This window comes from Pseudomonas sp. Sample_23 (assembly GCF_004307595.1).
Classification (GTDB): Bacteria; Pseudomonadota; Gammaproteobacteria; order Pseudomonadales; family Pseudomonadaceae; genus Aquipseudomonas; species Aquipseudomonas atacamensis.
Map to the genome: position 1 here is coordinate 41768 of NZ_RCNX01000098.1, position 12600 is coordinate 54367.

The following is a 12600-nucleotide window of genomic DNA, read 5'->3' on the forward strand; positions in this document are numbered from 1 at the left end:
GGGGAAAACTAAAAGGCTTCAGAACAGGCGTTCTGAAGCCTTTTTTTGTGCTCAGGGTAATTGCAGTCCGCCCGAAGCCTTGTGCAGTTTGCGCAGATGCTCGCCAATCTGCTTGACGTTGGCCTCGCTGGCGGCAATCTCGGCGGCGCGCTTGGGTTCAAGCAGCTTGCGCACTTCGGTATCGAGATCGCCGGACAGTGCCAGCAGCTTCTTCTGCCGCTGGCTGCTTTCCGCTTCCAGTCGGCCGAACTCGCTCGGCTGAGGCAGTCCGTAACCTTTGGAGTCGAGCAGTTCCGCCGGGCGGCTGAGGAAACCACTGTTGGCGAGGATCTCCTGCAAGGTCGCATTGGCTTTGTCCATGCCGCCGTTTTCCAGCTCGCGGGCACCGAGGTAGCGTTGCTTGACCTCGTCCTGGGCCAGCAATAACTGCCGGCGGAAACTGGCTTGCTCGAGCAGCAACAGCGCCGCGCTGGTGCGCAGGTCGGCGCGGTCGAACCATTCGCGGCGTTGTTCAGCGCTGAGTGACAGCCAGTCTTCGACAGTGGTCTGCTTGATCGGCAGCTGCTTCTTCAATACATCGAACATCGCTTGATAGCGATCGCGGAACGAGTCGAAGCGGTAACCCAGGCGCAGCGCTTCTTTCGGATTGTCGAGCACACTGGTATCGGCCAGACCACGGCCCTTGAGCACTTCCAGCAAGCCGTTGGGCATGATGCTGTCTAGCCCGACCAGTTGGCTGTTATTGCTGCCGCTGCGCAACAGTTTCAAACCCTCTACCGCGCAGTTGTTGGACAGGAAGAAATAGTTGCCGTCGTAGCTCCAGTGCATCTCGGCAGCATGTTCGACCACGCCCTCGATCTCCTCGCGAGACAGGTTCAGCGGCACTGAAGCGAGGCTGCGCAGCTCGGTCTTGGTGTATTCGTCGATCACTTGCGCCAGCGGCAACACGAACAGCCGTGACGGGTATTTGCCGACCAGTCCGTCCCAGCTCGACAGCTGCACATCGCCAACGAAAGCGCGATAGGACAGCACCAGGTGCTGATCGAGGTCGAGGCGGCAATCCGGGCCACGCGGGCGACCGGGGGCGCAGATCACCAGGCGCAGCATGCTGTGACCCCAGCGGCTGACCCAGTTCTGATTGGCCTCGGCCAGCAGGTAATCGACCGCGTAGACCCGTTCCGGATCGACTTGCCCCAGAGGCTGCTTGGCGAAGTCATTGCCCGCATTGAGAAAGGCGAAGCTCTTGCTGCAGGTGTCCTGCGCTGGCGGCGCCCAGCCGAAATGTTCCTTGTAATAGCGATACAGCGCCGGGCGGCGGCAGGCGTAGCTCGGGTCGAGGAGGAAGTACTCCATGTTGACCGCGACGAATTCCTTGGGACTGGAGATCTCGTAAAGATCCGGACTGCGGGCGATCTGGCGGTTGTGTTGTTCACGCTCGCCACGGCGGCCGACGTACTGTTGCCACCCGGCCAGATCGAGCAGGCGCGGGTCATCGCTGATGGTGAAGCGGCGACCGTTCTGCCCGCGACACTCATCGGGAATGCCGATCAGCCCGGCGCTGTTGAAGCGTCGGGTGCAGCGCTGGATCAACGTGCGCTCGGCGCTCGGCCATAAACGCGCGCGGTCGTAGATATGCGTGATTTCGTGCAGCACTGTGGCCAGTAGTTCCTGGCGCACAGTGCCGTGAGGACGATTGGTTTTCTCTTTCGCCGCGCTGCCATCGGTGAGGCTGGCGAGCAGCTTGCGGTTCAGATCGAGCTCGGACACCAGCGTCGCCTGCCCGTAAGCGTTGGCAGGCATGTCGTCGGTCCAGCCGACGTCGATGCGCCGATCCAGCCGCTCGATGAAGCTCGGCGGCAGTTTCGCCATCGCCTCATCGATCAGCGCCTGACTGGCCTGTTGTTGAGCCGGGCTCAGACCCTCGGTCTTGAGCCGCAATTGCAGGCCGGCGTGGGCGCTGTTGCCAAGCAGCAACAACGCCCCGGCCAGCAGCCAGGCGCCAACGGACTTCACAGTGCGAGAATGGCTTCGGCGAGTACCTGATCACTGGCGTCGCGCGCTTCCGGCACGCGAGTGCGCAAGGTGTTGAGGGCGGCTTCGAGGTGCGCGCCACGGATGTCACCGTTGCTGGCGACGAAACTGGCGGCGTCGTCGTGGGCTTCGCGGATGATTTTCGAATCGCGAATCGACGTGGTGGTATCGGAAGTGAAATCGATGCTGCGCTGGGAGGCACGAACGATGATGTTACTGGTGGCTACCAGGGTGTGCGCCTGGGCCACATCGGCCAACACAAACAGGCCAAGGGCGGCAGCAATCAGCGGGCTACGCATGGAACGACTCCGGAAGGACAAGGATAACTATTGGACGAGAATTGCCTCTGCCAGTTCAAGGTCGCTGGCATGAAGTTTCGGCCGGGTTTTGCGCAGGTAATGCAGCGCGGACTCCAGCCGTGCGCCTCGCCATTCACCGTCACTGGCAACAAAGGCGGCCGCATCATCATGGGCGGCGAGCAGCAGTTTACGGTCGAACGGCGCAGAAGACACCATGCTGGTCGCGTAACCGCTGACAACCGTGCCTTGGGTCGATGCATTGAAAGCATCGAAGGCATTGGCAGACATCGCCCAGCAGGCGCTGAACAAGGCAGAAGAGATGAGCAGGTTTGGAAGAAAGCGCATGGGACTCGACAACTGTTAACGAGCCTGAAGGCTAGCGCAAATGCCCGGGCCAGAGCCAGCGTTGAAACATCGGGACACGGCTGGCGTGTCCCGCAATACCGCAAACGATCAGAGGGTCAGAATGGCCTGAGCCAATTGGGCATCGGTGGCATTGAGTTGTGGCGCCTGATGGCGGATGTGATCGAGCGCGCTTTCCAGCTTCACTCCACGAATATCGCCTTCGCTGGCCACGAAGCTGGCGGCATCGTCGCGGGCGGCGAGGACAATCTTGTCGTCACGGAACGAGGAGGTCACATCGGAAGTGGCGTCGGAAGTGGCTTTAAGCGCGCCGACGATCGAGTCGGTGGTCACGATGAAGCTGGTAGCACTGGCGTTGGCAGCCATGGCCAGCAGGGCGGCGGCACTGAGCAGGCGAAGACGGGTCATGATGGAACTCCTTTGGATAAACCGTAGTGAGAGGTGGCTCGGTATCTGAGGAGTCAGACGCCTGTTGCACAACGTTCGCCACGTTCTGCATGGATATTAGGCTGCCAGATGCGGTTCGCCCAGTGGTGGCCAGTGATACTTCAAAGGTCCTGGATAACTGTACCGGTATTATTCTAGTGTTTCGTAAATTGTACCTGTGCTCGTTCAGGGTGTGTTTAAGAGCATCCAAGGCCCTGAAACGACAAAACCCGTCGTGGTTGCCCACGACGGGTTCTGCTTGTGCAATTCGGGTTGCTGGCGGTGGGTCTGACGACCAGAGCCAGCGACGCTGCTTAGCGCCAGAACGGCTTGCTCAGCTCTTCGTAGCGTTGTGCTTCGCTGATACCGGCATCAGCCAGCAGACGCGAATCCAGACGGGCCAATTGGTGGCGGCTGGAGATGCGGCGCTGCCACAACATCAGGTTGGCAATAACGCGCAGAGGCAGGGAAGCCTGGGTGTTTACAGCTTTGTCTTCGAAGAACAGTTCGGAACTGAGTGTACGTTCCATGGTTGACATCCTTCCGCTTGTGGCGGGATCAGGTAGTGGTTTGACTGGTGCCCATGATCCTCTCGTTTGGATAGTCTCTGTAGATACAGTTCATTTGTATTGTGAGTGAGCAGTTAACTGTTTATGGATGGTGTACGGGTCGAAATTGGGCAAACTGTACCTGTCCGCACTCGATTGGTGCATTTCCGCTCGTATCAGGGGATTGAGTAGGGCTTTGCTGTAGGAAAAGACCGGTACAGCAGTACAGTTTTCGACGATTATTCTCCTAGCGAAGATCCATCGACGCAAAACTGTGTTTGCGTCGATGGATATCTGTGTGAATCACACCGCCAGCATGCGCCCGGTTTCTTCCAGGTTCACATGCCAGCTCAGCGCTTCGCGCAGAATGTGCGGGGTGTGACCGCCGATTGCACAGGCAGCGCTGAAGTAGTCATTCAGTGCCTGGCGAAAGTCCGGATGCACGCAGTTGTCGATGATCACTCGTGCACGCTCCCGTGGCGCCAGGCCACGCAGGTCGGCGAGGCCGACCTCGGTCACCAGAATGTCGACGTCATGCTCGGTATGGTCGACGTGGCTGACCATCGGCACCACGCTGGAAATCGCGCCACCCTTGGCGATCGACTTGGTCACGAATACCGCCAGATGCGCATTGCGCGCGAAGTCGCCGGAGCCGCCGATGCCGTTCATCATCCGCGTACCGCAGACATGGGTGGAGTTGACGTTGCCGTAGATGTCGAACTCCAGCGCGGTGTTGATGCCGATGATGCCCAGACGGCGCACCACTTCCGGGTGATTAGAGATCTCCTGCGGCCGCAGAATCAGTTTGTCCTTGTACTTCTCCAGGTTGCCGAACACGTCGCTGTTGCGCCGCTCGGACAGGGTGATCGAACTGCCCGAGGCGAAGCTCAGCTTGCCGGCATCGATCAGGTCGAAAGTCGAGTCCTGCAGCACTTCCGAATACATGGTCAGGTCTTCGAACGGCGAGTCGATCAAGCCGCACATCACCGCGTTGGCGATGTTGCCAATGCCAGCCTGCAGCGGGCCGAGCTTGTTGGTCATGCGGCCGGCCGCGACTTCCTGCTTGAAGAAGGTGATCAGGTGTTCGGCGATGGCATTGGTATCAACGTCCGGTACCGACACTGTGGACGGCGAGTCCGACTGCTGAGTGATGACAATCGCAACGATCTTCTCCGGCGGAATCGGAATTGCCGTGCTGCCGATGCGATCGTCGACTTTCACCAGCGGGATTGGCGTGCGCGTCGGGCGGTACGTCGGGATATAGATGTCGTGCAGGCCTTCGAGGTTGGCGTTGTGGGCGAGGTTGATCTCGACGATCACTTGTTTGGCGAAGATCGCGAAGCTGGCCGAGTTGCCCACCGAAGTGGTCGGCACGATATGGCCTTGTTCAGTGATGGCGACTGCCTCGATGACGGCAATGTCCGGCAGCTTTAATTGCTGGTTGCGCAACTGCTCTACGGTTTCCGAGAGATGCTGGTCAATGAACATCACTTCGCCGGCGTTGATTGCCTTGCGCAACGTGCTGTCGACCTGAAACGGCATGCGCCGCGACAGCACGCCGGCCTCGGTCAGTTGCTTGTCGAGGTCGTTGCCCAGGCTGGCGCCGGTCATCAGGCTGATCTTCAGCGGCGTGACCTTGGCGCGCTCGGCCAGTGCATGGGGAACGGCCTTGGCTTCGCCGGCGCGGGTGAAACCGCTCATGCCGACGGTCATGCCGTCCTCAATCAGAGCAGCGGCGTCGGCAGCGCTCATCACTTTGTCCAACAACGAAGGCAGGCGAATACGGTCACGGTACATGGATTATTATCTCGGGCAACGAGTAGCAGGATGCGCAGTCTAGTTAATTTGGCCGGCGCCTGTCCCGCTACCAAGGTCGCAAACGAGGCCTCTATTTCGCGGGTTTGCAGTAAAACACCGTTACCGGATCTGCAACAACGCGGCAAATTGTCCAGCGTCTGGCGCAACCAAAAACGCCCCGACAGGTCGGGGCGTTCGCTATTGCAGTGGTGAATTACTCGACCGCTTTGACCATGTCTTCGATGACTTTCTTCGCGTCGCCGAAAACCATCATTGTCTTGTCCAGATAGAACAGTTCGTTGTCCAGACCGGCGTAGCCGCTGGCCATCGAGCGCTTGTTGACGATGATGGTCTTGGCCTTGAACGCTTCGAGAATCGGCATGCCGGCAATCGGCGACTTCGGATCGTTCTTCGCGGCCGGGTTGACCACGTCGTTCGCACCGAGCACCAGCACCACGTCGGCCTGACCGAACTCGGAGTTGATGTCTTCCATCTCGAACACCTGGTCGTAAGGCACTTCGGCCTCGGCGAGCAGGACGTTCATGTGCCCAGGCATGCGACCGGCCACCGGGTGAATCGCGTACTTCACGGTCACGCCGCGATGGGTCAGCTTCTCGGTCAGTTCCTTCAGTGCGTGTTGTGCACGGGCGACTGCCAGACCGTAGCCCGGGACGATGATCACGGTGTCGGCGTTGGTCAGCAGGAAGGTTGCGTCATCAGCCGAGCCGGATTTCACCGGACGGGCTTCCTGCGCACCGGCAGGACCTGCGTCTGCCGTATTGCCGAAGCCGCCGAGCAGCACATTAAAGAAGGAACGGTTCATCGCCTTGCACATGATGTACGAGAGGATCGCACCGCTCGAACCCACCAGCGAGCCGGCAATGATCAGCATCGAGTTGTTCAGCGAGAAACCGATGCCCGCCGCCGCCCAGCCGGAATAGCTGTTGAGCATCGACACCACCACCGGCATGTCGGCGCCGCCGATCGGGATGATGATCAGCACGCCCATCACGAACGCCAGAGCCAGCATCAGTGCGAATGCAGTGAGGTTGCCGGTGAACATGAAGGTCAGGCCGAGCACCAGCGTAGCCAGACCCAGAACCGCATTGAGTTTGTGCTGACCGGCGAACTGTACCGGTGCGCCCTGGAACAGACGGAACTTGTATTTGCCCGAGAGCTTGCCGAAGGCGATCACCGAACCCGAGAAGGTGATCGCACCGATCGCAGCACCGAGGAACAGCTCCAGACGGTTGCCTGCCGGAATCGCATCGCCCAGTTGTTTAACGATACCCAACGACTGCGGCTCAACTACCGCCGCAATAGCAATGAACACCGCCGCGAGGCCGATCATGCTGTGCATGAACGCTACCAGTTCCGGCATCTTGGTCATTTCAACGCGCTTGGCCATGATCGAGCCGGCGGTACCGCCGACCAGCAAGCCAACGATCACATAACCGATACCAGCCGTAGCCAGCTCAGCGCCCAATTTATAGATGAGGCCGACCGTGGTGAGGATCGCCAACGCCATGCCAAGCATGCCGAACAGGTTGCCGCGCCGCGAAGTGGTCGGGTGCGACAGGCCTTTGAGGGCCTGGATAAAGCAGATCGACGCGATCAGGTAGAGCGTCGTGACGAGATTCATGCTCATTACTTCGGCGCCTCTTCTTTTGCTTTCGGGGCTTTCTTCTTGAACATCTCAAGCATGCGGCGGGTGACCAGGAAGCCACCAAACACATTGACCGCCGCCAGTGCCACGGCCAGCGTGCCCATGGTCTTGCCCAGCGGCGTAACGGTCAGCGCAGCGGCGAGCATGGCGCCGACGATCACGATCGCGGAAATGGCATTGGTCACCGCCATCAACGGCGTGTGCAGCGCAGGCGTAACGTTCCAGACCACGTGGTAACCGACATAAATCGCCAGCACGAAGATGATCAGGTTGTAGATACCGGGGGAGATAAGCTCTTCCATCGTCTGAATCCCTGCTTAGGCGTTTTTGCGGATGACTTGGCCGTCGCGGCACATCAGGCACGCGGCGACGATGTCGTCTTCGAGGTTGACGTCGAACTGGCCTTCCTTGGTGAACACCAGCTTGAGGAAGTCCAGCAGGTTGCGTGCGTACAGCGCCGAAGCATCGGCAGCGACTTCACCGGCGAGGTTGGTCGGGCCAACGATGGTCACACCGTTTTCCACAACGACCTGATCGGCGACGGTCAGTGGGCAGTTGCCACCCTGGGCGGCGGCGAGGTCGATGACCACCGAGCCCGGTTTCATCTGTGCCACGGTCTCGGCGCTGAGCAGCGTCGGCGCTTTGCGGCCCGGAATCAGTGCGGTGGTGATGACGATATCGGCCTGCTTGGCGCGCTCGTGCACAGCCTGCGCCTGGCGCTGCATCCAGCTCGCCGGCATCGGCCGCGCGTAACCGCCGACACCGACGGCACATTCGCGCTCTTCATCGGTCTCGTAAGGCACGTCGACGAACTTGGCGCCGAGGGATTCGATCTGTTCCTTCACCGCTGGACGCACGTCGGAGGCTTCGATCACCGCACCCAGACGTTTCGCTGTGGCAATCGCCTGCAAACCGGCCACGCCCGCGCCGAGAATCAGCACGCGCGCCGCTTTCACGGTGCCCGCAGCAGTCATCAGCATCGGCATGAAGCGTGGGTAATAGTGAGCCGCGAGCAACACCGCTTTGTAGCCGGCGATATTCGCCTGCGACGACAGCACATCAAGACTCTGCGCCCGCGAGGTACGCGGCGCCGCTTCGAGGGCGAACGCGGTAATGCCGCACTCGGCCATCTTCGCGATGGTCTCGTTGTTGAATGGGTTGAGCATGCCCACCAGCACCGCACCGCGCTTGATCAGCGTCAGTTCGGCATCGCTTGGCGCGATCACTTTGAGAATCAGCTCGGCGCCAAACGCGTCATTGGCGCTGCCAATGCTTGCGCCGGCCGCTTCATAGGCACTGTCGACGATACTGGCTTTGACGCCAGCGCCGCTTTGCACAGTGACCTTATGGCCTTGGCTGATCAGCTTCTTGATGGTTTCCGGGGTTGCAGCAACCCGTGTTTCACCGGTCTGGGTTTCGAGAGGAACACCAATGTGCACGTCAAATCTCCTGCGTGATCTTATTGAGTAAACCCATGCACTACGGATGGTGCGACTGGGGCGGCCGATCAGCACGATCCCGCCGAATCAGGGCGGGGCGCGGCATTTTGCAGGCGAACTTTATGCCCTTCAAGGGATTATGACGGGTGACGAAAAATTAACTACAAGTCATGCCGTGACCGAATGACGCAGATGACCAGTTGAACCCCTTGTAGACCGTGCCCTGCATGGATTCTGGCTGAATTTGAAAAAAATTCGCATCGGTGGCGTGAATAGGCAGCAATGAGTCGCCATTAGAGGCTGAAAGCCACGTGTTTGGAAGCTTGGGGGACGTCTGTACGACTTTCGGATACAGTCTGCGCAAAAGCGACAAATAGTTATATCTGTAGGGCTTTGATTTTCCTGACTACGGGGTTAAGTATTGCGCAAAGCCTTTATTCTTCTAGGCTGTAGCTCTGCGCTTGATTTACCAGCCAGTCGCGAAATGCCTTCAGCGATGCCGATTCGACCTTTCGCTCCGGAATCATCAGGTAATAGGCCTTGATGCTGGAGAGCGCTTGAGGGTTGGCAACCACCAGACGTTTCTCTGCCAGCTCGCGCTGGATCAGAAACGGCGGAATCAGCGCGACGCCCATGTCGTGCATGGCTGCCTGGGCAAGCATGGAGAATAGCTCGTAGCGCGGACCTGTCATGTCGCGAGGGATATTCAGTTGCTGCGAGTTGAACCATTGGCGCCAGGCGTAAGGTCGTGTGGTCTGCTGCAGCAGCGGTAGCTCGGCGATGGCTTGCGCTGTCAGCTGCGTGTGATCGCCGAGTAGGGAGGGGCTGCACACCGGCATCGGATTTTCGCCCATCAACCTGTGGGATTCGGTACCCGACCAATCGGCATCACCGAAATAGATCGCGGCATCGAATTCGGTATCGGCAAACAGGAAAGGCCGAGTGCGGTTGGTCAGGTTGACGGTCACTTCCGGGTGCTTGAGCTGAAAATCCTTGAGCCGTGGCAGCAGCCATTGCGTGCCGAAGGTCGGGACGACGGCGAGCTCGATAACGTTGGTGCCCTGCTGGCCCATCACCGAAAGGGTGTCGCGCTCCACCGCATCGAGCTGAGTCGCCACCCGGCGACTGTAGGAAAGACCCGCCTCGGTCAGTTTCACTCCACGTCGCGAGCGTCGGAACAACTCGACGCTGAGGAAGTCTTCCAGGCTGGCGATCTGTCGGCAAATGGCGCCTTGGGTGAGCGACAGTTCTTCAGCAGCACGGGTAAAGCTCTCATGGCGGGCGGCAGCTTCGAAACTGATCAGGGCGGCGGTGCTGGGGATCTTCCTGCGCATGTACGTCAACCTCACTAATGCGCCGCATAAAAGGCTATTCGCGACGTTTCGGAGTGAGAAATTAGCACAACAGGATGCGAAATCCTCGTTTGCCGCGATGGCGAACCGCGCCTAGGATCAATGCCACGTTAATTCACCCGATTGCGAGGGCACACTCATGGGCGGTAATGCTAGTTTCAATTGGATCGATCCCCTGCTGCTGGATCAACAGCTCACCGAAGAAGAGCGGATGATCCGCGACACCGCCGCGCAGTTCGCTCAACAGAGTCTGGCGCCGCGTGTGCTCGAAGCTTTCCGTCATGAGAAGACCGATCCGGCAATCTTCCGCGAGATGGGTGAAGTCGGCCTGCTCGGTGCGACCATTCCCGAACAATACGGTGGCAGCGGTCTGAACTATGTCAGCTACGGTCTGATTGCCCGAGAGGTCGAGCGCGTCGACTCCGGCTACCGCTCGATGATGAGCGTGCAATCCTCGCTAGTGATGGTGCCGATTAACGAATTCGGCACCGAGGCACAGAAACAGAAGTATCTGCCGAAGCTGGCATCCGGCGAATGGATCGGTTGCTTTGGCCTGACCGAGCCGAACCATGGTTCCGATCCGGGCGCGATGATAAGCCGGGCGCGCAAAGTCGATGGCGGCTACAGCCTGACTGGCGCGAAGATGTGGATCACCAACAGCCCGATCGCTGACGTATTCGTGGTCTGGGCCAAGGACGATGCTGGCGACATCCGTGGTTTCGTTCTGGAGAAAGGCTGGAAAGGTCTGAGCGCTCCGGCGATTCACGGCAAGGTCGGCCTGCGCGCTTCGATCACCGGTGAGATTGTCATGGACAACGTGTTCGTGCCGGAAGAAAACATCTTCCCGGATGTCCGTGGCCTGAAAGGCCCGTTCACCTGCCTCAATTCCGCACGCTATGGCATTTCCTGGGGCGCGCTGGGCGCGGCCGAATTCTGCTGGCACACCGCGCGCCAATACACTCTGGATCGTCAGCAGTTCGGTCGTCCGCTGGCCGCAACTCAGCTGGTACAGAAGAAACTCGCCGACATGCAGACCGAGATCACTCTGGCACTGCAAGGCTGCCTGCGCTTGGGCCGGATGAAGGACGAAGGTACCGCCGCCGTTGAAATCACTTCGATCATGAAGCGCAACTCCTGCGGCAAGTCGCTGGATATCGCGCGGATGGCGCGGGACATGCTCGGTGGTAACGGCATCTCCGATGAGTTCGGCGTGGCCCGTCACCTCGTCAACCTGGAAGTGGTGAATACCTATGAAGGTACCCATGACGTTCACGCGCTGATCCTCGGGCGTGCGCAAACCGGTCTGCAAGCGTTCTATTAACAGGAGGGCGGACCATGGGCGCACTGTCGCATCTGCGGGTACTGGATTTATCGCGAGTACTGGCCGGGCCTTGGGCCGGGCAAATCCTCGCCGACCTTGGCGCCGAAGTGATTAAGGTCGAGCGCCCGGGCAATGGTGATGACACCCGCGCCTGGGGGCCGCCCTTCCTTAAAGACGCTTACGGCGAGAACACGTCGGAAGCGGCTTATTACCTCTCGGCAAACCGCAACAAGCAATCGGTCACCATCGACTTCACCCGGCCTGAAGGGCAGAAGCTGGTGCGCGACCTGGCAGCAAAGTCGGACATTCTGATTGAGAATTTTAAAGTAGGTGGTCTGGCGGCCTATGGTCTGGACTATGAGTCGCTGAGGGCTTTCAACCCGAACCTGATCTACTGCTCAATCACCGGCTTTGGCCAGACCGGGCCTTATGCCAAGCGTGCGGGCTATGACTTCATGATCCAGGGGCTCGGCGGCTTGATGAGTTTGACCGGCCGACCCGAAGGAGACGACGGTGCCGGGCCGGTGAAAGTGGGCGTGGCGCTGACGGATATTCTTACCGGGCTGTATTCGACGGTGGCGATCCTCGCGGCATTGGCTCATCGCGATCACGACGGTGGCGGCCAGCACATCGATATGGCGTTGCTGGATGTACAGGTCGCGTGTCTGGCGAACCAGGCGATGAACTACCTGACCACCGGCAATGCGCCGAAGCGCCTGGGCAATGCGCATCCGAATATCGTGCCTTATCAGGACTTTCCTACGGCGGATGGCGACTTCATTCTCACCGTGGGTAATGACGGGCAGTTCCGCAAGTTCGCCGAGGTCGCGGGGCAACCGCAGTGGGCGGATGATCCGCGCTTCGCGACCAACAAGCTGCGGGTAGCGAACCGCGCGGTGCTGATCCCGTTGATCCGCCAAGCTACGGTCTTCAAGACCACGGCGGAGTGGGTTGCACAACTGGAGCTGGCGGGTGTGCCTTGTGGGCCGATCAATGATCTGTCGCAGGTGTTTGAGGATCCACAAGTGAAGGCGCGCGGTCTGGCGATCGAACTGCCTCATGCATTGGCGGGGATGGTGCCCCAGGTGGCCAGCCCGATTCGATTGTCGGAGACGCCCGTTGAATATCGTCATGCGCCTCCTTTATTAGGTGAGCACACGTTAGAGGTTCTGCAGCGTGTGCTGGGTCTGGGGGCGGGTGCGGTGGCTATGTTGAAGGAGGAGGGCGTCCTTTAAGTCTTCTTCTATATAGAAGAAGCTCTTTTCTCATCTCATTGGGTGTTTTTTAACCAATACGCAAGTTATTGAAAGAAAAGCGAAATTAACGGTTGACGGCAGATTCCAGAGGTCTATAATTCG

General features: G+C 59.4%; 12 protein-coding genes. 2 read left to right on the forward strand and 10 right to left on the reverse strand.

Features of this window, described 5'->3' with window-relative positions:
- Positions 1-51 precede the first annotated feature (51 nt).
- From D8U82_RS26135 to D8U82_RS26180, 10 genes are all read right to left on the reverse strand, one after another.
- Positions 52-2013 (reverse strand): DUF4105 domain-containing protein, encoded by a 1962-nt coding sequence (locus D8U82_RS26135; protein WP_130903249.1) that lies wholly within the window; start codon positions 2011-2013, stop codon positions 52-54.
- Positions 2010-2330 (reverse strand): DUF2388 domain-containing protein, encoded by a 321-nt coding sequence (locus tag D8U82_RS26140; RefSeq protein WP_041476450.1) that lies wholly within the window; start codon positions 2328-2330, stop codon positions 2010-2012. Before D8U82_RS26140 ends, D8U82_RS26135 begins: the two co-directional genes overlap by 4 nt.
- Positions 2331-2357: 27 nt before the next feature.
- Positions 2358-2675 (reverse strand): DUF2388 domain-containing protein, encoded by a 318-nt coding sequence (locus D8U82_RS26145; protein ID WP_024015031.1) that lies wholly within the window; start codon positions 2673-2675, stop codon positions 2358-2360.
- Positions 2676-2783: 108 nt separating this feature from the next.
- Positions 2784-3101 (reverse strand): DUF2388 domain-containing protein, encoded by a 318-nt coding sequence (locus D8U82_RS26150; RefSeq protein ID WP_122612907.1) that lies wholly within the window; start codon positions 3099-3101, stop codon positions 2784-2786.
- 332 nt (positions 3102-3433) lie between these two features.
- Positions 3434-3649, reverse strand: a complete 216-nt coding sequence (locus D8U82_RS26155; RefSeq protein WP_007911656.1) for a DUF1127 domain-containing protein — start codon at positions 3647-3649, stop codon at positions 3434-3436.
- A gap of 321 nt (positions 3650-3970) precedes the next feature.
- The gene (locus D8U82_RS26160) at positions 3971-5464 is read right to left on the reverse strand and encodes an acetyl-CoA hydrolase/transferase family protein (protein ID WP_130903250.1); all 1494 of its coding nucleotides are present in this window, start codon (positions 5462-5464) and stop codon (positions 3971-3973) included.
- A gap of 214 nt (positions 5465-5678) precedes the next feature.
- Positions 5679-7112, reverse strand: coding sequence for an NAD(P)(+) transhydrogenase (Re/Si-specific) subunit beta (locus D8U82_RS26165; RefSeq protein ID WP_110644713.1), 1434 nt, complete (start codon positions 7110-7112; stop codon positions 5679-5681).
- Complete coding sequence (locus D8U82_RS26170) at positions 7112-7432, reverse strand: NAD(P) transhydrogenase subunit alpha (protein ID WP_003220416.1); 321 nt, start codon at positions 7430-7432, stop codon at positions 7112-7114. Before D8U82_RS26170 ends, D8U82_RS26165 begins: the two co-directional genes overlap by 1 nt.
- 15 nt (positions 7433-7447) lie before the next feature.
- Complete coding sequence (locus D8U82_RS26175; protein WP_123441957.1) at positions 7448-8569, reverse strand: Re/Si-specific NAD(P)(+) transhydrogenase subunit alpha; 1122 nt, start codon at positions 8567-8569, stop codon at positions 7448-7450.
- Positions 8570-9003: 434 nt separating this feature from the next.
- On the reverse strand, positions 9004-9903 hold the full coding sequence (locus tag D8U82_RS26180; RefSeq protein WP_130888824.1) for a LysR family transcriptional regulator: 900 nt from the start codon (positions 9901-9903) through the stop codon (positions 9004-9006).
- Between the two features lie 157 nt (positions 9904-10060).
- Here D8U82_RS26180 and D8U82_RS26185 point away from each other — a divergent pair, with 157 nt between their 5' ends.
- Together D8U82_RS26185 and D8U82_RS26190 are read left to right on the forward strand one after the other, a co-directional pair.
- Entirely contained in the window at positions 10061-11242 is a 1182-nt protein-coding gene (locus tag D8U82_RS26185) for an acyl-CoA dehydrogenase (RefSeq protein WP_130903251.1), read from the forward strand.
- A gap of 14 nt (positions 11243-11256) precedes the next feature.
- Positions 11257-12477 (forward strand): CaiB/BaiF CoA-transferase family protein, encoded by a 1221-nt coding sequence (locus tag D8U82_RS26190; protein WP_130903252.1) that lies wholly within the window; start codon positions 11257-11259, stop codon positions 12475-12477.
- Positions 12478-12600 lie beyond the last annotated feature (123 nt).

Bases quoted from the DNA above. Each gene is read 5' to 3' on its own strand.
- D8U82_RS26160 (WP_130903250.1), bottom strand. From the start codon at position 5,464: ATGTACCGTGACCGTATTCGCCTGCCTTCGTTGTTGGACAAAGTGATG.
- D8U82_RS26170 (WP_003220416.1), bottom strand. From the start codon at position 7,432: ATGGAAGAGCTTATCTCCCCCGGTATCTACAACCTGATCATCTTCGTG.
- D8U82_RS26145 (WP_024015031.1), bottom strand. From the start codon at position 2,675: ATGCGCTTTCTTCCAAACCTGCTCATCTCTTCTGCCTTGTTCAGCGCC.
- D8U82_RS26190 (WP_130903252.1), top strand. From the start codon at position 11,257: ATGGGCGCACTGTCGCATCTGCGGGTACTGGATTTATCGCGAGTACTG.
- D8U82_RS26155 (WP_007911656.1), bottom strand. From the start codon at position 3,649: ATGGAACGTACACTCAGTTCCGAACTGTTCTTCGAAGACAAAGCTGTA.
- D8U82_RS26180 (WP_130888824.1), bottom strand. From the start codon at position 9,903: ATGCGCAGGAAGATCCCCAGCACCGCCGCCCTGATCAGTTTCGAAGCT.
- D8U82_RS26140 (WP_041476450.1), bottom strand. From the start codon at position 2,330: ATGCGTAGCCCGCTGATTGCTGCCGCCCTTGGCCTGTTTGTGTTGGCC.
- D8U82_RS26165 (WP_110644713.1), bottom strand. From the start codon at position 7,112: ATGAGCATGAATCTCGTCACGACGCTCTACCTGATCGCGTCGATCTGC.
- D8U82_RS26185 (WP_130903251.1), top strand. From the start codon at position 10,061: ATGGGCGGTAATGCTAGTTTCAATTGGATCGATCCCCTGCTGCTGGAT.
- D8U82_RS26150 (WP_122612907.1), bottom strand. From the start codon at position 3,101: ATGACCCGTCTTCGCCTGCTCAGTGCCGCCGCCCTGCTGGCCATGGCT.